The sequence below is a fragment of the Capnocytophaga canis genome, assembly GCF_000827555.1.
In the GTDB taxonomy this organism is placed as follows: Bacteria; Bacteroidota; Bacteroidia; order Flavobacteriales; family Flavobacteriaceae; genus Capnocytophaga; species Capnocytophaga canis.
This window is the reverse complement of sequence record NZ_CDOI01000068.1, coordinates 1-21,353: the sequence shown is the minus strand read 5'-3', so window position 1 is coordinate 21,353 and position 21,353 is coordinate 1. Positions and strand designations below refer to the sequence as shown.

Below are 21,353 nucleotides of genomic sequence, written 5' to 3'. Positions count from 1 at the left end.
ATAAAGTGCATACATGTGCTTGATCATATCATCGAATTTTGAAAAGAAAGACGATTTACATACACACACTATATGTCATAAATCAATGAAATTAGGAAAAGTCGAGGTAAAACACTTATCTCTTGTTCACTAATCAAATAATCAGACGTTGTTTTTTGATAGTTTACTTTGGTATCTAACAGATTGTGAATTTTAACTTCAACACCCAAAGGAGATTTCTCTTTTCGATACAAAACGCTTACTTTTAAATCATTATATTGGTTTTTAGCATTCGTTTTTATGAGATTATGCCATTTGTAGGCAATATCGAGCGTACAATTTTTCACAGCACTGATTTTGGTTTCAATTTGTAAGGATTGCCTTTGAAAACTATCCGAAAAATTACTTTTAAATTGGTTAAATTGATGTGAATACCCTACGTTAAACTCGTAGTTTTTTAAGGATAACGTTTTGGTTATCAAATTTATTGATTGAACATTGTGAGAAATATTCGCTGATTTTGTATTTATATTACGATTGTAATAAAATCCTCTAAAAGAAGAGGAAATTAAAAATCGGAAAACGCTTATTTTTTTGTTTGCCACCAGATTGAAAAACCACATCTTTTCGGGAGTTTTCATCTGTATGGGACTATAAAACTGATTGACGTTTTGCTGAACCACGTCATAACTGATAGGGTTATTCTTTTGGGTGTAATTAAATAGTGATGTTAGAAAGTAATTTTTATATATATTTGATTTGTAATACATTAAATTAAAAATATGATACCCTTCATTACGCAATAAGCTATTCCCTTTGAAGAGCATATTAAAATCCTTCAAAGTGTAATGTTCCGTTAGATTATTGAAGCTGGGTAGTTCATTTGTGAGTTTATAATTTCCTTCTACAGTTTCAGAGGAATTAAAATCATATTCGGAGTTTACCTCAGGTTCATAAGCCCATTTATTAAAAGACACATTTCCTATAAGTGACTTGTTTTCAAGTTGATAAAACCTTATTTTGTTTGAGAAACGATTTATCCATTTACCTATTTTTATCTTATATTCAACATTGAAAAAACTATCATTTAACAAGTAATCAACGGAATTAGTGAACACAGATGAAGTAAAATCATTCGTACTCCCATTTGTAAGTGATTGGAAACTATACAATTGATGAGATGCTGTTGATAAGTTATTCCCAATCGAAAAGTAAACATGGTTTCGGTTGTCAATTATTCGATATTGTTTATATAACAGATTGAATAATTGATTATCAGTGCGTTCTATACTTGAAATATCATACGAATTATCTACTGAAATAGGCAGCAAATCATTCATCATTGGCTTATTAGAAAGCCATTGATTGTCAATATATTTTCGTTCAAAAGAGTGATTAACAACAAAGGTAGTTTTTAATTTTGCGTGATGAGACTGATGTCTTTCGAGATATTGTTTCAGGTCAATATCAAACTTTTTTTGAGGGAAATATATGCTTTGTGATAAATTGTAGTAATTTGATAGCAAGTCACTTATGTCCTTACTCTCAGTGATATTACTATGGATGTTATATTTCCATTTTGTTCCAATTTTTGGAGTGAAATTCAACTCAAAATTGAACATAGCGAGATTATTTCTGAATTGTTTTTGTTGTTGCCTATTTTCTAAAATATTTGTTTCCAGATAATTATAAAAATAGTTTCTTTTTTCTTCAATAGTATTTTTATGTACAATGGCATATGCAGAGATATTAAATTTACTATTTAGAATGAAGTTTACGTTGAATGCATTCAGTAAAGATTCATTTTTTATTACATTGTTATTTTCGGTTGTGAATTCAACCAAATTATCTTTCCTGTGAGGATTTTCGATGAAAGCACTCATGCCTCCTTGAAAGCGTCGGGCATCTTCTTTTGAAAAAACATGAGAGCCAAAATTGTTGTAATCTCCAATATAATTAGCACTAAAATCAGGTGAATACGAAAACAACGCAGCATGAAGCAACCCGTAGTCAGTATTTCCATACCCCGCCTGTAGGTCTCCAAAAATAAATTCTTTCTTATTTTTTCGCAATTTTATATTGATCGCAATTTCCTTATTATCAGTCACATCCTTTAAAAAACTGACTTGGTTGTAATTCTCTATAAATTGGATTTTATCTACCGCATCGGCAGGAATGTTTTTCACTCCCAAAGTGGTACTTCCGCTAAAAAAAGGCTTGTCTTCAATCAATAAAGTACTGACATTCTTTCCTTTGAACGTAATATTTCCTTGTGAATTAACCTCTACATTAGGAAGTTTTTGCAATTGCTCCTCTAATTTTCGTTCCTTGCCTGTGGTAAACGCTTCCACCAAGTAAGTGGTCGTATCTTTTTGAAAAGTTATGGGACGTTGGTAGGTAACCTCAACATCATCCAAGGTTTCGGTGGAAGGAACTAATCGGAAGTTATGAATAGTCACTCCCTTAGTAGATTCATACACAAATGTTTGCGAAGTAAATCCTAAATAAGAAACTTTCACTTCGTATGTGACTTTTGGTTTTAATAACAGTCGATATCTCCCTTTTTCATCCGAAATGGAGAAAACGGGAGTGTTGTCATCATGCTGTTTCGGAAAAGCAATGACGTTGGCATTCTGCAATGGATTGTTCAAAGTATCTGTTACATACCCATTTAGCTCCTGTCCAAACACTGAAACACTAACAAAACAGAAAATAAAAAAAACAATATTATTCCTTAGATTCTTCAATTAAATTTTGGTAGTTTAATTTTAGGTTTTTGTAATATTCGATGTAGTATTTGTTCATTTCTTCGGAGCTAACAACTCTCAAATTTGGTGCTTTTTTTACTTGATTTTTTTTGCTAAATCGTAGTTTTTTGAAGCGGTAAGCATAAAGAAGTTCTTCTTTAACGCCTATCTCCAAAATAAGACCAGGCAAACCAAAAAAACCTACAGGGCCATAGGAATAGGGAAATTCAGGAGCATACCAAGCTATGAGTTCTTTGTTGTAATATTTTGCGGTGGCTTTATGTACAATGTATTTACCAATTTTTTTCGTTTCGGAGTGTATTTTCCAGTCATAATTTCCCTTTCTTCTAAGGACTTTTTCTCCATTATAGTCAGTTGGAAGAAAGGACGCCTTTTCTCTATTGGAAACAAAAATATCCTTTTTCAAACCAAAAGCTGCCATGGCATTGTTATCATCGTATCCCATAATAGCTGGAAAATAAGAATTTTCCTCATCAAAAAAAACCTCTATCTCCATTTTATTCAGAAGTAATGCATTTTCTTCTGTATTTAACTGAAATTGTTCGGAGTTTTTTTTCTTTTTCCCATCAGGATTTTTGGTAACCACTAATTCGTAAGTGATTTTCCCTTTTTGTTGAGCTTTTAGTCCGAATATAGGTAGAAGTGTTAGTACAAAAAGAATATTTCTCATATGTTTATACATTAATTTCAACTTTAAAATAGGCTGTCCTTAAAAGTCAATCCTAAAGAAAAGTTATATTCAACATCCTGAATATAAACATCTTATTTTCTTCAATTATCAAAACTTTACTTTTCGGACAGCCTCTTTTTGTATTACTGGTTAGCAGGGTTTGTTTCAGAATTGGGCACAAATTCAATGCTTTTATTGAGCTTTTCCAATTTGGTCTCTACCTTACTAATGTTTCGTTGTATTTTTTGCATTTTTCTTTCACTTTTTGCCAAATTTCTATTAGCTTTTTGTGCCTTTTTCAAAGCTGTTCGTGCTCTTCGTGCTTTTTGTGCTGCATCCGAAGCGTCATCAGAATTTGAAAAAGAAGAAGTTTTCTCGTCGGCATTAGCATTTATTTTTGCTACTTCATCACGAAATCCTGCTGTTGCGATACGTTCTTTTTCTAATTCAATTTTTAAGTTATTAAGTTTGGTATTCAAAGATAAAATTTCCTCTTTGGCTTCCAAACGCTTCAATTCTGGTGATTTTGTGCCTCCACAAGCTGTTAGCATAACTAATGCTAAACCTAAAAACAAGTTTCTTTTCATAAAATGATTTTTAAATTTGTTTTACAATGGTACGAAAATAATTTTATAAATTATATTTTTTACACTTATTTAACTTTTTAATTGCTCTATTTTGTATTTTATTACTAAAAATATTTGTTTTGTAGATAAGTGTTAGTATTAATGACCAATTCACCTTTTACTGATCACTGAAGGTCTGGTCTACCGTCATATGTTTGAATACAATGTGAAATCCAAGCAAAACGAAAGTAATAAAAATAAAAAAATAAAATCATCAATATTTTTATTTTCCGATTTTTATTCGTATCTTTATACACGAAAAAGGAAAGGTAAAAACTAACGAGATTTATCATTCCGAATGAACTGATTATTAATGTGTAAAAACTGATGAAATGAAAAATATTCTTGTTACTACCGATTTTTCTGAGAAATCAATCGCCTCTTTGAAAGTGGCAATTGGTTTAGCGAAACGCCAAAAAGCACAAATTTTTTTGTTGCATGCTCTTGAATTACCCTTTAGATTAGTAACTCAAAGTGAGGTTTCTATTCCCGAAGCTATGTATTTTCTAAACTTATCAAAACAACGTTTCTCTGACATTAAAAAAGAAATTGGTGAGGATGTTGAAATTAAGGATATTATAGAAACACAGCCATTAACGGATGCTGTTCAAGAGGCTATTGAGAAATATAATATAGATTTGGTGTTTATGGGTTCCAACGGGGCATCCGGCTCTAAGGAGCTTTTCATTGGATCAAATGCCGAAAAGGTGATTCGTTCGGCGAGTGTTCCTGTGTTGGTAATCAAAAATCCAGAAGAAAAATTACAAATTAAGCACGTTATGTTCGCATGTGATTTTTCAAAAAAATTCTTAAAACCATTTGAGAAAGCAGTGAAGTTTGCAAAATTGTTCAACGCTAAGGTTGATTTGGTGTATGTGAACACTCCATACCAGTTTTTGACTACTACGGAAATTAACGAACGTATGAAAGAATTCCTCTCATCCACGGATAAGGTGTCGGCTAAGAAATTTGAAACACATGTTTACAACGACATTCGTGTAGAAACAGGAATTTTGAACTATGTTGCAGAAAATAACGTTGATTTGGTTTGTATGTTCCCAAGTGGACGCCGTGGTATTGCTCACTTCTTCAATGGAAGCATCAGCAGTGATTTGGTAAATCATGCAACAAAACCTGTATTAACCATTAAACTATAATACAAAAAATGTAAAAATGGCGCTTTTTTTTCGAAAAAAGCGCCATTTTTTATTTAATCATCTCATTTTACTAAAAATCAATCCTTTTAAAACAGTTCTTCCGCATCAATTGGGATTATTTCTGTGGAGTGTTTTTCAAAATCTCTAACAAATATTTCCAGAATTTCTGTACAGAAGAGATGCTTACCTTTTCATCGGGTGAATGAGCTCCTCGGATAGTAGGCCCAAAGCTAATCATCTCCATTTCAGGATAGTTTTGCCCTAAAATTCCACATTCCAACCCAGCATGACAAGCTACTACATTAGGTTTTTCACCAAAAAGGATTTCGTATTGCTCTTTGAGAACCTTTAATATCGAAGCATTGACATTTGGTTCCCAACCTGGATAACTCCCTGTAAAGGTTACTTCACATCCTGAAAGTTCGAAAGCTGAACGCAACGCATTTGCTAAATCGAATTTTGCTGACTCTACAGATGAACGTGTTAAGCATAACACCTTGATTTCTCCGTCCTTGATAATTACTCTTGCGATGTTATTGCTCGTTTCTACCAAATCCTCTATGGTTCGGCTCATGGCATATACTCCGTTATGGGCAGTGTAGATTGATCGCAAAATTCCTTCTTGTACTCCTAACTCCATTACCCTTTCAGGCGTAGCTATGTTTTCCAACGTGATAACAAGTTGCGGTTCAGTTACAGCAAGTTCGTGTTGAATAGTTTTAACAAGTTGTTGAAATTCAAACTGAAAAGCCTCATTTTGCACCTTATCTACTACTATAGTCGCAACACTCTCTCGCGGGATAGCGTTACGCAAACCTCCTCCATTAAGCTCGGCTATTCGAAGTCCAAAATTTTCAAATCCGTCGAAAAGTAAGCGATTCATAATCTTGTTAGCATTCCCGAATCCTTTATGAATATCCATTCCGCTATGCCCACCTTGTAATCCTTTTACAGTTATCTTATAGGAGGTTACGTTATCAGGCGTTTGCTCTTCGTCATATTCGCGATAGGCAGTAACATCCACTCCTCCAGCACATCCTATGTCGATTTCATCATCTTCTTCAGTGTCTAAATTCAGAAGTATATCACCTTTGAGCAACCCTCCCTTGAGTCCAATCGCCCCAGTCATACCCGTTTCTTCATCAATAGTAAAGAGAGCTTCAATGGCAGGATGAGCAATATCAGTACTTTGCAGAATTGCCATAATGGCAGCCACACCAATTCCGTTATCAGCACCAAGTGTAGTTCCTTCTGCTTTAACCCAATCACCATCAATTCTCATTTTGATACCTTCCGTGTCAAAATCAAAAATAGTGTCGTTATTTTTTTGATGCACCATATCCAGATGAGATTGCAACACTACTGTTTTGCAATTTTCCATCCCTTTGGTGGCTGGTTTTTTGATAATTACGTTACCAACTTCGTCTTTTAATGTTTCGAGGTTCAGTTTTTTTCCAAAATCCATCATAAAATCAATAACTTTCTCCTCCTTTTTTGATGGACGTGGCACTGCATTAAGATCTGCAAAATTCTCCCACAAAGCCTTTGGATCTAAATTTCGTATTTCTGTACTCATATAATGTTGTTTAATAAATTATTTTTCGTATATGCGTACAAAGTTAATCATAAAAATCTGTACTTTTGCAAAAAACAAAAGAAAAGTCACTTTTTAATACACGCAAATAAACCAGTTTATAGCGTATCGTTTCTTTGGAAATTGAGGAGTGAATTTTAGTGCTTTAGAAGTTAATTTGCTACTTGGAAGCTCCCTTAATTTGGAAAAATATTTCAAATCTATATACTAAACCTTAAAATCATCAATGAAACTCAAGTATGTTTTTTACATTTTTTTTGTGAGTATCTGGATTGTTTTTCGCAACAATTCTGAATTGACCGAATCCATTTACAGTACAGGAATATATCCATACATCGCCATCATTCAACATTATACATGGGGGTGGTTACCGTTTTCGTTCGGTGACATTTTTTACACAATTTCAATAGGTTACATCCTTTATTTTATCCTGAGAAAGGGAAAGAATCTATGGAAACGCCCACTTTGGTTTTTCGATAAATTACTTTTTTTTGTAGCGTTGGTGATGTTTGTTTTTTTCTTCCTTTGGGGGTTCAATTATTTTCGAAAACCTCTGTCTGAAACTTTACAGATAGACACAAAGTACACCGAAAAAGAGCTTTATAAAGCTACACAACTATTTGTTAATGAAGCAAATAACCTGCATAAAATCTTAGCAAAAGAGGATTCTGTTAAGGTAGATTTTACGCTTTCTCACAAAGAAATATATAAACTTGCATACCAAAGTTATCCATTAGGTTACGAAAAAATCACCGATTTTGTCAGTATAAAAAGCGTTAAACCTTCCCTGTACAGCACCTTTTTGACCTACATGGGCTACAGCGGTTACTTGAATCCATTCACAAACGAAACTCAAGTTAATGGAAAACTCATAGGCTACTCAGTTCCAGTTACAGCCTGTCACGAAATTGCTCACCAAATGGGGTATGCCGCTGAGGATGAAGCTAATTATTTGGGATATTTATCTGCACAAAAAAGTGAAAATCAATATTTTAAATACAGTGCTTCGCTGTTTGGCTTACGTTATCTACTGAACGAAGTCTACAAAGTAAATCCTGAAAAATACGACGAATTTACATCGAAAGTTAACAAGGGAATTTTCAAAAATTATAAAGAAGTTCGAGAATTTTGGATGCAGTACGAAAACAAAGCCGAGCCGATTTTTAAAGCCAGTTACGACGCTTTTCTAAAAGCAAACAAACAACAACACGGTATAAAAAGCTATAACTTAGTGGTCGGCTTACTTATAAAAAATAAAATAAATAATTGACAAACAGAGTATTGCATAATTCAATTACCACCACATCACACGTTAACAACGTCTATTACTATCATTAAAAATATTCTGTCTGTTAATTTCGCTTACAATTTTATTTAATATGGTTATACATTGAGACAAATCACTTTTAAACACTTAAAATGTTAAAAATCAGCGGTTAATTTCATAATAAATGACAGAAAACAAAAAAATATGTGATTTTGAATAAAAAAACATGTGATTTTTCTGTGTAATTTGAATTTAAGTAGTATATTTGCTTACAAAATTCCATTTAAAATAGATGACAACAGAAGTAAAACAAGAAGGAAAATTTTCATATATTGAAAAAGGGGAAGGAACCCCAATAATCCTCTTACATGGGCTGATGGGCGGATTAAGTAATTTTGAAGGTGTAATTTCTTTTTTTTCGAAAGCTAACTATAAAGTAGTGATTCCTCAGTTACCCTTGTTTTCAATGTCTTTACTTACCACATCTGTTAAAACTTTATCGAAATTTTTACACAAATTCATAAAGCACAAAAATTTTGAGGAAGTAATCCTGTTGGGGAACTCCTTAGGCGGACACGTTGGTTTGCTTTATACTAAATTACACCCAAATCGTGTGAAAGCCCTTATATTGACAGGAAGTTCAGGTCTTTACGAAAGTGCTATGGGCGATGGCTACCCTCGCCGAGGTGATTATGAGTTTATCAAAAAGAAGTGTGAAGAGGTGTTTTACGACCCTGCTATCGCTACCAAAGAAATTGTAGATGAAGCATTTAGAGACGTCAACGATCGAGGAAAACTCATCAAAACATTGGCTCTTGCTAAAAGTGCTATTCGCCATAATATGGCAAAAGATTTACCAAAGATGACGACTCCCGTTTGCCTAATTTGGGGCAAAAACGATATTGTAACGCCACCGCGTGTGGCTGAGGAGTTTCACGAATTATTACCCAATTCAGAGTTATTCTGGATTGACAAGTGTGGACATGCCCCTATGATGGAACATCCAGATAAGTTTAACGAACTGCTAAACAGTTGGCTTATTAAACAGAATATACATTAAATTAAGAAGGAAAATCACTAAATACAGTGATTTTTCGCTTTTAATCCAATAAACTTTTAGAAAAAAAATGATTATTACCAAAGCCGAATTTGTCGTCAGTAATTCCGATGTAAGTAAATGCCCTAACGAACCACTTCCAGAGTATGCCTTCATTGGAAGATCAAACGTAGGGAAATCTTCGTTGATTAATATGCTCACAAACAACAAGAATCTGGCAAAAACTTCTGGCAGACCTGGAAAAACACAACTTATCAATCATTTCAAAATCAATAATAATTGGTTTTTGGTAGACTTGCCTGGATATGGGTATGCACGTGTTTCAAAAAGCACCAAAAAAGTATTTCAAAAGTTTATTACACAGTACTTTGAAAAACGCCATCAGTTGGTTTGTGCTTTTGTTTTGGTAGATGTGCGTCACGAACCTCAGAAAATCGATTTAGAATTCATGCACTGGTTAGGGGAAAATAGCATTCCGTTCGCAATTATCTTTACCAAAGCCGACAAACTAAAACCCAATGCTATTGAGCGAAATGTAGAAGCATACAGACAAACTCTACTCGAAACTTGGGAGGAATTTCCACCATATTTTGTCACTTCATCGGAGAGCAGATTGGGAAAAGAAGAGCTATTACAGTATATTGAAGATATCAATAAAAGTCTGCGATAGTACTTATGAAGAGAAGAAAACGAATTAGTCAATGTCCAAATTGCCAAACGATGCTCTCGGCAAAGGATAATTTTTGCCATAATTGTGGACAGGAGAACCATTATAATGATTTCTCTATCAAAGAATTAACAAGTGATTTTTTTGGGTCGTTCATCAACTTTGACAATAAAATTTGGAACACACTCAAAACAATCTTACGCCCAGGACAAATTACCAAACAATACGTAGAAGGAAAACGTATTCGTTTTGTACCTCCTTTCAAATTGTATTTATTTTTTTCCTTCATTTTCTTTGTGATTTTGAGTTTTTCTTTTCAAAAAGCTTCACATTCGGGTTTCATGCAACGTATGTTCACAAGTATTAATAAGTCGGTAACGTCCACGCAATTGAAAATTACGGAGGCTGAATATATGCAACTAAAAGATGCAAATTCTGACCAAATTAAATCATTTATTGACAGTATTTTGAAACATAAAAACAAATGGAATAATCTAAACAGGAAAACTTTCAACAATTGGGCGGATAAAAATATATTCTCAGATTTTCGAGTAGGAGTTTGGGATAATCAATTTAGTATAGGAAGTCAAAAAATTGCTTCCAGCTATGCAGTATTTCTCAATAAAAAACCTGAGTTTGATACTATTTGGGTGGGAAAATATCAACTTACTCTCAAAGAATTAAAAACTGTTTACGAGAATAGTTTCCAAACAGATTCCTTAATTACAACAAAATGGAAAGAGCTTGACCGTTTTGAGCATATCAGGCTCCGCAATTCGATCAAGCAAGTGGGTGTTTTTACCTTCGGAACTGTAACCCAGATGACGGAGTTTACGGATACACAAATAGCGAAATACTTATCTATCACATCCTACACTATGCTTTTAATGATGCCTTTTGTGTCCCTATTGTTGCTTATTTTCTTTCGAAAAAAATACAAAAAAATGTACATACACCTAATTCATTCCTTGCATTTGCATACGGTAATCTATTTATTTACAAGCATTTTGATGGGAATATTTTTATGGAGTGGACTAAATACCTTTTTTTGGATATTGTATGTGATTTGCATGGCTGGACTGGTCACTTATTTTACAATTTCTAACAAAATTTTATATGAGGAACCCATTTCGAAAACTATATTTAAATCATTGATACTCACATTCTTGTACTTTGCAACATCTTTCTTTATTGGAATGTTAATCGGATATGTTTCAGTTGCGTATATGTAATAGCTCAATACGGCATTTTTTTGTCGTACTGAGCTACATTACATTAAAAATAACTTGAAATACAGAAAAATTACGTGTATCAAATACAATTTTTGTAACTAAAACATTCCATTAACTTTATAGAGCATTTTTGATAATATCTTCGATGATTTCAGGGTTCACCAAAGTAGTTGTATCGCCTAAGTTTGACACATCATTAGATGCTATTTTTCGTAAAATACGACGCATGATTTTTCCACTACGGGTACGAGGTAAACCAGTAACAAACTGTATTTTATCTAATTTAGCAATAGCTCCAATTTTATCAGCTATGAGTTGATTGATTTCACGACGCACATTGTCATGCACACGTGTTTCATCTTTAAGAATCACAAAACCGTAAAGAGCATTTCCTTTGATGTCGTGAGGAAAACCTACAATGGCCGACTCTGCAACAGCAGGATGTTCATTGATAGCATCTTCGATAGGAGCTGTTCCTAAATTATGACCAGAAACAATGATTACATCATCCACACGTCCCGTAATTCGGTAGTAACCAACCTCATCACGAAAAGCTCCGTCACCCGTAAAATATTTTCCTTCATATGCCGAAAAATAAGTGTCAATATATCGCTGATGATCTCCATAAACGGTTCGAGCCATTCCCGGCCAAGGAAATGCAATACACAAATGTCCTTCTCGAGAATTTTCAGTAACTTCTTCTTTATTTTCTTGCATCAGAACAGGGAAAATCCCAGGTAAAGGAAAAGTGGCGTAGGTTGGTTTGGTTGGTGTTGCAAACGGAATAGGAGCAATCATGATACCGCCTGTTTCGGTTTGCCACCACGTATCAGTAATTGGACAACGTTTTTTACCAATGTGATCGTTGTACCAGTGCCATGCCTCTTCATTGATAGGCTCTCCAACCGATCCTAAAATTTTTAATGATGACAAATCGTATTTCTGAGGAAACTCCAACGACTGCTTAGCTAAGGAACGGATTGCAGTTGGAGCTGTGTAGAATTGACTAACTTTATGTTTCTCAACAACTTCCCAAAAACGTCCAAAATCAGGGTAAGAAGGTATGCCTTCAAAAATTACAGTTGTAGCTCCATTCAAAAGTGGCCCATAAACGATGTAGCTATGTCCCGTTATCCAGCCAATGTCGGCCGTACACCAATACACGTCGCCATCCGAATATTGAAAAATATTCTTAAAGGTAAAAGCTGAATAGACCATATATCCTGCGGTTGTATGTACGATTCCTTTAGGCTTGCCCGTTGACCCTGAAGTATATAGGATAAAAAGCATATCTTCCGCCTCCATTGTTTCAGCGGGACAAAATTCGGAAGCCTCTTGAAATAAAGGTGCTAACCACATATCACGATTAGAGTGCATTGTAACTTGTTGGTGCGTATGTTCCACCACTAACACTTTTTCAACACATTGACATTCTTTAAGAGCTTCATCAACAATATTTTTTAAAGGTATTGTTTTCTCTCCTCTCAATCCACCGTCTGCCGTGATAACCATTTTACAGTTAGCATCATTGATACGTGATGCTAATGAAGACGATGAAAACCCTGCAAAGACTACCGAATGTACAGCTCCAATTCTCGCACATGCTAACACAGCAATTGCTAGTTCTGGAATCATTGGAAGATAAATGCACACGCGGTCTCCTTTTTTTATACCTTGGGATTTCAGTACGTTTGCCATTCGGTAAACATTTCTGGCTAAGTCATTGTATGTTAACTTTCTAACAGGAGCTTTAGGATCGTTTGGTTCCCAGATAATCGCAGTTTGTTCGCCTCGATGTGCTAAATGTCGATCAATACAATTCTCGGTGATGTTGAGCGTTGCTCCTGAAAACCATTTTACCTCGCTTTTCTCTTTATCCCATTCTAACACAGAGTCCCATTTCTTACGCCATTGGAAATTGTTATTGGCAATAGTTTCCCAAAATTCAATGGGGTCATTTTGAGAAAGCCGATAAATATCGATATATCTTGCCAAGGAATTAATGTTGTAGTAACGTTCGTTCAAGGCTTTGAGCGACTCGTGGATTTTCTGTGAAGAGTTCTCTAAATTTTGAAGATTTCCGGTAGATTTTTTTTCGTATTTCATAATCAGAATCAATTTGTTTGCGATAAAAGTAAGGATATTTTTTGAAAAACCAAAAAAAACGAAGCGAATCGAACAAAATCGAATAGATATATTCTTCTCCCAGCAACCCTACTATCACAAAAAACTTATAATTCAAATTAATTTCATATCTTTGCTCCCTAACTAAAAAAAAGTAAAATTATGTATCCACCAGAGTTGGTAAAACCAATGATAGAAGAGCTAACAAATGTTGGTTTTCAAGAATTAAAAACGGTTGATGCCGTTAAGGAAGCATTGAAACAATCGGGAACAACCTTAGTTGTAGTGAATTCGGTGTGTGGTTGTGCGGCACGTAACGCACGTCCAGCAGTGATTGAGAGTCTTCAAAACGCAAAAAAACCTGATCATTTAACAACCGTTTTTGCAGGAGTTGACCGTGAGGCAACGGAAGAAGCTCGTAATTTCATGTTCCCTTTCCCTCCATCATCGCCTAGCATAGCTTTATTTAAAGATGGAGAATTAGTGCATATGTTAGAGCGTCATCACATCGAAGGACGTTATGCTGAAACTATTTCGGATAATTTGAAACAGGCTTACGACGAGTTCTGTTAATCAGAAATCCACACAGGTGTTAGAAAAATCAAATTTGTATAGCACTATCATTCCGAAAGAGCGAGGAATTTTTGTAAGTCGATAATGCAAATATTCCTCGCAAATTTGGAATGAAACCAACCCTTTTGGGATAAACTGTTTTATTTTATATCCTATGAAAATAATATCCTACCCGCTTAGTGCTTTGCATTATCTCATTTTTGGGAGTTTACTTCTTATTTTCCATCCAATACAATGGATTGCGATTCACGCTTTTGGTAGAAAAACGCATAAAGCAGTAGTCGATTTTTTGAATTTCTTGTTAGTACACGTAATGTGGATGACAGGCAATCGTTCTTATTTAACATTTGAATCTCCTTTACCTGAAAACACACCGCTGATTTTTGTTGCCAACCACCAGAGTGTGTATGACATTCCTCCCTTGATTTGGTTTTTACGAAAATATGCGATTCGCTTCGTAGGTAAAAAAGAATTAGGCAATGGAACTCCAAGTATAACAATAAACCTACGCCATAATGGCTCAGTATTAATTGACCGAAGTAAGCCACAAAATGCTATACCTCAGCTAATAGAATTTGGTAAATCATTACAAGCAAACAATGATGCTGGGTTTATTTTTCCTGAAGGAACACGAAGGCGTGACGGAAAACCAAAACCTTTCAAAACCAAAGGATTAGAAGCCATTATGTCACAAATGCCTGATGGATATGTAGTGCCTTTGACAATTAACAACTCATGGAAAGTACTCAAATACGGTGCTTTTCCAATGGGATTGGGAAATAAAATAACCTTTTACGTGCATACACCCATAAAAATAGATCTAAACAATATCAATCAACAAATCGTGGAGGTTGAAAAATTAGTCGTTTCGAAAATAATTTAAGTATAGAAGCAAGTTCTAAGTTGCTTATTAAAAACAACGGTATGGAATGTAGTTGCTAATAATCTTTACTTATTCCATACTCTTTAACAATAAACAGTAGTTTTCGCATAAGAAAATATGAAAAAAGTTGTAGTTGGTTTAAGTGGTGGAGTTGACAGCAGTGTAGCTGCCTATTTGCTACAACAGCAAGGATACGAGGTTATTGGACTTTTCATGAAAAATTGGCATGATGATTCAGTAACAATCTCAGATGAATGTCCATGGTTAGAGGATAGTAATGATGCACTATTAGTGGCCGAAAAGTTAGGAATTCCGTTTCAAACGGTTGATATGAGTGAGCCTTACAAGCAACGTATCGTCGATTACATGTTCAGTGAGTATGAAAATGGACGTACTCCAAACCCTGATGTGCTGTGCAATCGAGAGATAAAATTCGATGTTTTCATGAATTTAGCCCTCAGTTTAGGTGCTGATTATGTGGCAACAGGGCATTATTGTCGTAAGGAGGAAGCGGATGTTGAAGGAAAAAAAATATACCGACTTTTAGCAGGAAAGGACAGCAACAAAGACCAATCCTATTTCTTGTGCCAATTATCTCAAAATCAATTAAGTAAAGCTCTTTTCCCAATTGGTGAGTTACAAAAATCTGAAGTTCGTGCCATCGCGTCCGCACAAGGGCTGATAACTGCTGAAAAGAAAGACTCGCAAGGCTTATGTTTTGTTGGAAAAATACGTCTTCCTGAGTTTTTACAACAACAATTACTCCCGAAAGAAGGAAAAATTATTGAAATTCCAAATGATTGGGAAGGATATACAAAACGGCATCAACAGTTAAATTTTGAATCGTACGAAAGTGAGTTAGAATTTCGTTCAAAGCGTTTTACGTATCAGCCTACTGATGGAAAAATAAAAGGAAAGCACCAAGGAGCTCATTTCTTTACAAAAGGGCAACGGAAGGGACTGAATGTTGGAGGTACACCTGAGCCACTTTTCGTTATAGAAACTGATGTAAATCAGAATATTATCTACGTAGGTCAAGGCAACACTCACCAAGGTCTATTCCGTTCAGCACTGTTCATAAGAGAAGAAGATGTGCATTGGGTACGAACTGATTTGGCTCTAAAAACAGGAGATAGTAAAGACTTCATGGTACGCATTCGTTATCGACAACCGCTTCAAAAAGCCACTCTCCACAAGGTAGCTAACGGGCTGTACATTGATTTCAAAGAGCCACAAAGTGCTATTACTGAAGGACAATTCGCAGCGTGGTATGAAGATGACGAGCTTATTGGAAGCGGAGTAATTAATTAAAAACCAAAAAGATACGCTTATGAAATTACTTAAAAGAAATCCTTTTGGACATATTTTATGGATAAAACGTTGGGTAATTCGGGTTTTTGGATTCATCACACACCGACGCTACAACGGAATCAATCAACTAAACATACAAGGCTCGGATATCATCCGTCAATTGCCAGAAAACAATGTCTTGTTCATCTCTAATCATCAGACTTATTTTGCCGATGTGGCTGCTATGTTGCATGTTTTCAACGCAAGTTTAAAGGGACGAAAAGACTCACTCAAAGGCTTTGGTTATCTGTGGAATCCAAAACTGAACATATATTACGTAGCGGCCTCTGAAACGATGAAATCAGGCATATTACCTAAAATTTTAGCATATGCAGGAGCCATCACCGTTGACCGAACTTGGCGAGAAAAAGGTAAAGATATCCAAAGAGAAGTGAAACAAAGCGATGTTGAAAACATAGGGGTGGCACTTGATGATGGATGGGTCATTACCTTCCCTCAGGGAACAACATCTCCTTGGAAACCAATACGCAAAGGAACAGCACATATCATCAGGCAATATAAACCCATCGTTGTGCCTATTGTCATTGACGGATTTCGCAGATCGTTTGACAAAAAAGGAATAAACTTCAAGAAAAAAGGCATTCAACAATCCATGGTAATTAAAGACCCTTTACAGATTGATTACGAAAATGAAAGTGTAGAGCAAATAGTTGAAAAAATAGAATTGGCAATTGAACAGCATGAAACATTCAAAAAAATTAACTCAGTAACATTGTCTTGAGAAAACTTTCTCCTCAAAGCACTCGGATTGAAATCAGACTTTTTAAGATAAATTTAATATTTACAGATATTTTTTATTCTTATTCATAAAATTATCATAAAAAATAATTTATATGAGAATGTTTTTGCAAAAAAAATTGTCTAATTAAGGTTTTTTTTAGACTTTTGCCCAGAGATGATTTTCAATTATTTTTAAATAAACAACTATGGAAGAGAAAGAATTTTTAGAAAATGAAGAAATTTTTTCAAAAGCATTAAGAGCTGGAAGAAGAACTTATTTCTTTGATGTGAGAGCTACACGTGCAAAGGATTATTATCTGACAATCACAGAAAGTAAAAAATTCACACATGAAGACGGTTCTTTCCATTACAAAAAACATAAAATCTACTTGTACAAAGAAGATTTTGAGCCATTTAAAGATATTCTCAATGAAATGACAGGCTACGTTTTCGAGGAAAAAGGTGAAGAGGTTATTTCAGAAAGACACCAAAAAAATTTCAAAACAAGAGCATTTCAAGGCTATAGTATAGATGGCTACAACTCTACCATTAATCTCAACTTTGAAGATTTACAATAATATTTTAACAAAAGTTTGTTTTCTTTTTGAAGACAAACTTTTTTAATTTTATTTCATAACTTTTTCAACTCCTGTTCCAAATTCTTAGCAAGTCCAAAGAGATATTTGAACTGTTCCAGATAGAGTTGGGTTTCACGCTTTGAAATTGGACTTTGTTTTGAAAGCTCCTGTTTTTCAATAATATTTTGAACAGATTTATGGAAATTTTCTACGAAAATTTCATAATTCTGAACATTTACAGTGAATTCGTTTGTAAGTAAAGCTAAATTCATTTCGAGCGATGTAATGAGATCATCTATCGCTTGGTTAAAAACTTCTTTTGGGAAAGTTGTTTTATGAGCTTTCAGACGAACACCCAAGGAAGCCACAGACGAAAGGAACGACTGCTGGATTACGATAATCCCGTAGGTTAGGGCTGTTTTATTTCGCTTGGATTTAGGCTCTTGCATCATCCGCTGGAAAGTAGCATTGAGATTGGAAAGTGCTAAAAATGCTTCTTTTCGAGATATTTTATACGCATTGGTAATAACTTGATCTGTATTAAAAACGGACTTCACTTGCTTCAAATAGCCAATGTTTGCGCGAATGGATTTCTGAATAGCTTCGCCATAGGTTCGGTACTCCCACGTAGGCAAAATCAGATAGTTAGCCACGAACGCAAGCCCTACACCGATAGCCGTATCGAGTACTCGATCGTGAATCACAGCATAAACATCGGGCGAAGCTAATGCAAACATAAAAATAGCACTAATGGTGATGAAAATAGAAGCGTACATATAATTCTCCTGCATCAATCCAAAAGCAATAGGCATACAAAGCACCCCAACATAAAGATGTAAAGTCGGATTCGGAAAGAGATATATTACCGCAAAAGCGACTACTCCACCTAAAATTGTTCCGTAAATTCGATTGAGGGACCGCTCTTTGGTGAGCCCAAACCCAGGACGCATAATGATGAACAAAGTTAACACAATCCAATACGCATTACTAATCGAAAAATAATCGCCTATTAGAAAAGCAATTAGAGTTGTTATTGAAATTCGAATGGAGTGTCTAAAGAAAGATGATTGTAACGAAATATGATCTTTCAGTCGTTTCCATGAATAGCTTTGGGAACTTACAAACTTTCGATAGCTCTCTTCATCACGTTTGCCTATATTACTTTGGTAATAATTTTCAAAAATAACTCGTATGTTTTCAATAGAATTATACTGATTTTCAATATAGATGTAAAAATTTCGAATAGTTAATACTTTTTCTTTGTCCGAGTCTCTATTGTTTTGCGTCTTAAACTTATTATTTTTTTGTTGTATGAGCAACAGCTTTTCTTGTAGCGAATTATCCAACTGAACACTCTTGCGAGAACCAATATAAACCGACATTTGTTGTAACTGCCGAGAAAGTTCTTCTAAAAAATCGGAATAAAATCGTAATATATCCTTATTTTCAGCAAATTCCTTGTCAATTTTTTCATATTGCACAGGATTTGCCAGAGCTAATTCAAAAATATCCACCAATTCAATGAACATTAAAAATTGTCTCTGCAAATAATCGGTTTTACCTGATTTACTACGTGAATTGAGAATAACATCACGCAATTTTTCGTAATTTTCATTCAGAAGAGTCTGTAAATCAATCATTTTTTTAAATCCCTCATCTCTGTCCTCGGACAGCAACAAACGGGCTCGTACCGAAAAAAAATCCGCTGTAAGCGAAAAACATTTACCCAACAATTGCTCACTGTATTGACGCGGTTTTATCCATAAATAGAACATAACTAGCAAGATATACCACACCCCACCGATGAATATATACAATAGATGTAAAAAAATGCCTTCGCCTTGCTCAATGTGCGATAAAGTTGATGCAATGCTGAATAATCCTGAGAAAGCTACCATGGAAGCTCGATGCCCATAAAGGGAAATATAGGCATTGAAAAACGTTAGTAAAAATATGGTTATCAACAAGATATAAAAGTATGGAAAAGCTAAATTCACGAAAAGGCAACTCATCATTGCCAAAAGTGTTGCCACGAGTAACCCTCCGATGTGATGCTTACGATTTCCAGGAATATCACTCGGTGAAATAGCAATAATGGTTAGCCCTATTGGGAGACCTACTTCCAAAGCATTAAAGTACCAACCTATTCCAATAGGTACCATGACTGCTATAGTTTTGAGTATGCCTTTGAAGAAAGAAAAACTTTTAAAAAAAGAAATGATTCCTAAATACATTTTTTTTGAGTATATTCGCCACAAAAATACGAAAGTTTCTCGTCGAAAGATCTCACAACCGAGAAAACTTCACTAAGGTTAGTTACTCCAAGAGGAAATTTGAGTAAAGCTGTGGAGAAAAGTTACGTTTTTGGAGTTATTCTATTTATGGTAAAAGTATTCAGAATCAGACGAAAATAACAATGGAAAAAGATATCAAAAAAACGGTGGAAACGCTGACTAATGGAGGAACAATACTTTATCCAACGGATACAGTTTGGGGGATTGGTTGCGATGCCACTAATGAAGCAGCAGTAACTAAAATTTTTAGTATAAAACAACGAAACGAAAGCAAAAGTTTGATCGTTTTGGTAGATTCTGAACAAATGTTACGTGATTACACAGAAGATGTTGCTGATGTAGTGTTTAATTTTATTAAAAAGAACCCTGAACCTACAACAGTAATCTATCCAAAAGCAAAAAATTTAGCAAAAAACGTTATCGCAGTAGATAATTCGATTGGAATACGTTTAGTTCAAGATGATTTTTGCCAAAAAATCATCCGACAGTTCGGAAAACCGATAGTCTCCACTTCAGCAAACATTAGTGGCAAACCTACTCCAAAGATTTTCAAGGAAATAGAAGCCGAGATTATTCATAACTGCGATTACGTGGTGCGATATCGCCAAATGGATACAAAAGTAAAGTCACCTTCTCGATTGGTGTTTTTTGATTCGAACGGAAACATAGAATTCTTAAGATAAGATTATGAACATATTGAATACCAAACAAGTACGTTACGACAAAGCCTATATGCGAATGGCTATGGAATGGGCTAAATTATCACACTGTAAGCGTAAGCAAGTGGGGGCAATCATCGTTAAAGATCGAATGATTATCTCCGATGGTTATAACGGCACTCCAACAGGATTTGATAATTGTTGTGAAGACAACAATGGGGATACGAAATGGTATGTACTTCATGCTGAAGCTAATGCAATTATGAAAGTTGCGGCTTCAACCCAATCGTCAGAAGGGGCAACACTTTACATTACCATGTCGCCTTGCAAAGAATGCAGTAAACTCATCCACCAATCGGGGATTAAACGAGTTGTCTACAAAGAACTTTACAAAGATGATGAGGGAATTGATTTCCTCAAAAAGGCAGGTGTAGAATTGGTACATCTATCGGAAACCGAAGATGTTTAACCTACAATCATCCCTGCAATGGTTGCCGACAAAAGAGATGCTAACGAACCACCTAAAACGGCTTTCAATCCAAATTCTGACAATGTTTTCCGCTGTGTAGGAGCCAACGAGCCTATGCCTCCTATTTGTATGCCGATTGATGCAAAATTAGCGAATCCACAAAGCATATAGGTTGCGATGATAATGGATTTGTCGTACATTAAATGTGAAGCAGAAGCCACGTTCTTTAAATCTGCTAATTGCGTATATGCCACAAACTCAGACGATGCCAATTTAACACCTAACAATTGTCCCATTAGCATCATGTCCTCTTTAGCTACTCCAATGAGCCACATCAGAGGTGAAAATAGAACTCCAAGAATCATTTCCAATGACAGAGACTTGTAGGAAGTATTCTCACTAATGATTGTATTAAGCGAAGTAATATCGCCAATCCAACCGAAAATGTAGTTTATCATCGCAATGAAAGCTACAAAAACAAGTAGCATAGCTCCTACGTTGGCAGCTAATTTTAATCCCTCGGTAGTTCCGTTAGCGATAGCATCCAATACGTTTGAACCTACATTTTCTACCGATACTTTGGATTCATTTGAAAAATTTTCAGTTTGCGGATACAATATTTTTGAAATCACAATGGCTCCAGGAGCTGCCATTACAGATGCCGC

19 protein-coding genes are annotated in these 21,353 nt (G+C 35.0%); 12 read left to right on the top strand and 7 right to left on the bottom strand.

Annotated elements, in window-relative coordinates; all coding sequences use genetic code 11:
• Window positions 1-68: 68 nt before the first annotated feature.
• The 3 genes from CCAND38_RS02250 to CCAND38_RS02240 all read right to left on the bottom strand — a co-directional run bounded on the left by CCAND38_RS02250 (window position 69) and on the right by CCAND38_RS02240 (window position 4,004).
• The gene (locus CCAND38_RS02250; protein ID WP_082024935.1) at window positions 69-2,726 is read right to left on the bottom strand and encodes a TonB-dependent receptor; all 2,658 of its coding nucleotides are present in this window, start codon (window positions 2,724-2,726) and stop codon (window positions 69-71) included.
• Window positions 2,707-3,417, bottom strand: a complete 711-nt coding sequence (locus tag CCAND38_RS11315; RefSeq protein WP_197066316.1) for a GLPGLI family protein — start codon at window positions 3,415-3,417, stop codon at window positions 2,707-2,709. Before CCAND38_RS11315 ends, CCAND38_RS02250 begins: the two co-directional genes overlap by 20 nt.
• Before the next feature lie 143 nt (window positions 3,418-3,560).
• Window positions 3,561-4,004 carry a hypothetical protein gene (locus tag CCAND38_RS02240; protein ID WP_042343520.1) on the bottom strand — a complete coding sequence of 148 codons (444 nt, stop codon included), beginning with the start codon at window positions 4,002-4,004 and terminating at the stop codon, window positions 3,561-3,563.
• Window positions 4,005-4,375: 371 nt separating this feature from the next.
• On the opposite strand from CCAND38_RS02240, the gene CCAND38_RS02235 reads away from it, so the two are divergent.
• Window positions 4,376-5,200, top strand: a complete 825-nt coding sequence (locus CCAND38_RS02235) for a universal stress protein (protein WP_042007519.1) — start codon at window positions 4,376-4,378, stop codon at window positions 5,198-5,200.
• Between the two features lie 115 nt (window positions 5,201-5,315).
• On the opposite strand, the gene CCAND38_RS02230 is transcribed toward CCAND38_RS02235, so the two are convergent.
• Entirely contained in the window at window positions 5,316-6,776 is a 1,461-nt protein-coding gene (locus CCAND38_RS02230) for an aminoacyl-histidine dipeptidase (protein ID WP_042343519.1), read from the bottom strand.
• 244 nt (window positions 6,777-7,020) lie between these two features.
• Here CCAND38_RS02230 and CCAND38_RS02225 point away from each other — a divergent pair, with 244 nt between their 5' ends.
• From CCAND38_RS02225 to CCAND38_RS02210, 4 genes are all read left to right on the top strand, one after another.
• Complete coding sequence (locus CCAND38_RS02225) at window positions 7,021-8,064, top strand: DUF3810 domain-containing protein (protein WP_042343517.1); 1,044 nt, start codon at window positions 7,021-7,023, stop codon at window positions 8,062-8,064.
• 289 nt (window positions 8,065-8,353) lie between these two features.
• Window positions 8,354-9,121, top strand: a complete 768-nt coding sequence (locus CCAND38_RS02220; protein WP_042007525.1) for an alpha/beta fold hydrolase — start codon at window positions 8,354-8,356, stop codon at window positions 9,119-9,121.
• Window positions 9,122-9,191: 70 nt separating this feature from the next.
• The gene (gene yihA / locus CCAND38_RS02215; RefSeq protein WP_042343532.1) at window positions 9,192-9,788 is read left to right on the top strand and encodes a ribosome biogenesis GTP-binding protein YihA/YsxC; all 597 of its coding nucleotides are present in this window, start codon (window positions 9,192-9,194) and stop codon (window positions 9,786-9,788) included.
• Between the two features lie 5 nt (window positions 9,789-9,793).
• Window positions 9,794-11,017: a DUF3667 domain-containing protein gene (locus CCAND38_RS02210; protein WP_082023495.1), complete on the top strand. Its 1,224-nt coding sequence runs from the start codon at window positions 9,794-9,796 to the stop codon at window positions 11,015-11,017.
• Between the two features lie 117 nt (window positions 11,018-11,134).
• Here CCAND38_RS02210 and acs read toward each other — a convergent pair whose 3' ends face one another.
• Window positions 11,135-13,123, bottom strand: a complete 1,989-nt coding sequence (gene acs, locus CCAND38_RS02205) for an acetate--CoA ligase (RefSeq protein ID WP_082021448.1) — start codon at window positions 13,121-13,123, stop codon at window positions 11,135-11,137.
• 180 nt (window positions 13,124-13,303) lie between these two features.
• Between acs and CCAND38_RS02200 the strand changes: the two genes are divergently transcribed.
• From CCAND38_RS02200 to CCAND38_RS02180, 5 genes are all read left to right on the top strand, one after another.
• Window positions 13,304-13,714, top strand: coding sequence for a BrxA/BrxB family bacilliredoxin (locus CCAND38_RS02200; RefSeq protein ID WP_042007529.1), 411 nt, complete (start codon window positions 13,304-13,306; stop codon window positions 13,712-13,714).
• A gap of 154 nt (window positions 13,715-13,868) precedes the next feature.
• Window positions 13,869-14,597 carry a lysophospholipid acyltransferase family protein gene (locus CCAND38_RS02195; protein ID WP_042343514.1) on the top strand — a complete coding sequence of 243 codons (729 nt, stop codon included), beginning with the start codon at window positions 13,869-13,871 and terminating at the stop codon, window positions 14,595-14,597.
• Window positions 14,598-14,714: 117 nt separating this feature from the next.
• A complete protein-coding gene (gene mnmA / locus CCAND38_RS02190) occupies window positions 14,715-15,908 on the top strand; it encodes a tRNA 2-thiouridine(34) synthase MnmA (protein ID WP_042343513.1) in 1,194 nt (397 codons plus the stop codon).
• 19 nt (window positions 15,909-15,927) lie between these two features.
• A complete protein-coding gene (locus CCAND38_RS02185) occupies window positions 15,928-16,689 on the top strand; it encodes a lysophospholipid acyltransferase family protein (protein WP_042007534.1) in 762 nt (253 codons plus the stop codon).
• 205 nt (window positions 16,690-16,894) lie between these two features.
• On the top strand, window positions 16,895-17,266 hold the full coding sequence (locus tag CCAND38_RS02180) for a PUR family DNA/RNA-binding protein (RefSeq protein ID WP_042343512.1): 372 nt from the start codon (window positions 16,895-16,897) through the stop codon (window positions 17,264-17,266).
• A gap of 53 nt (window positions 17,267-17,319) precedes the next feature.
• Here CCAND38_RS02180 and CCAND38_RS02175 read toward each other — a convergent pair whose 3' ends face one another.
• Window positions 17,320-19,500, bottom strand: a complete 2,181-nt coding sequence (locus CCAND38_RS02175; protein WP_042343511.1) for an FUSC family protein — start codon at window positions 19,498-19,500, stop codon at window positions 17,320-17,322.
• Between the two features lie 182 nt (window positions 19,501-19,682).
• Here CCAND38_RS02175 and CCAND38_RS02170 point away from each other — a divergent pair, with 182 nt between their 5' ends.
• A complete protein-coding gene (locus tag CCAND38_RS02170; protein WP_042343509.1) occupies window positions 19,683-20,243 on the top strand; it encodes an L-threonylcarbamoyladenylate synthase in 561 nt (186 codons plus the stop codon).
• Between the two features lie 4 nt (window positions 20,244-20,247).
• Window positions 20,248-20,688, top strand: a complete 441-nt coding sequence (locus CCAND38_RS02165; protein WP_042343508.1) for a deoxycytidylate deaminase — start codon at window positions 20,248-20,250, stop codon at window positions 20,686-20,688.
• On the opposite strand, the gene CCAND38_RS02160 is transcribed toward CCAND38_RS02165, so the two are convergent.
• The coding region (locus tag CCAND38_RS02160) for a nucleoside transporter C-terminal domain-containing protein (protein ID WP_042343507.1) at window positions 20,685-21,353 on the bottom strand (669 nt) is incomplete at its 5' end. The two genes, CCAND38_RS02165 and CCAND38_RS02160, sit on opposite strands and share 4 nt — an antisense overlap.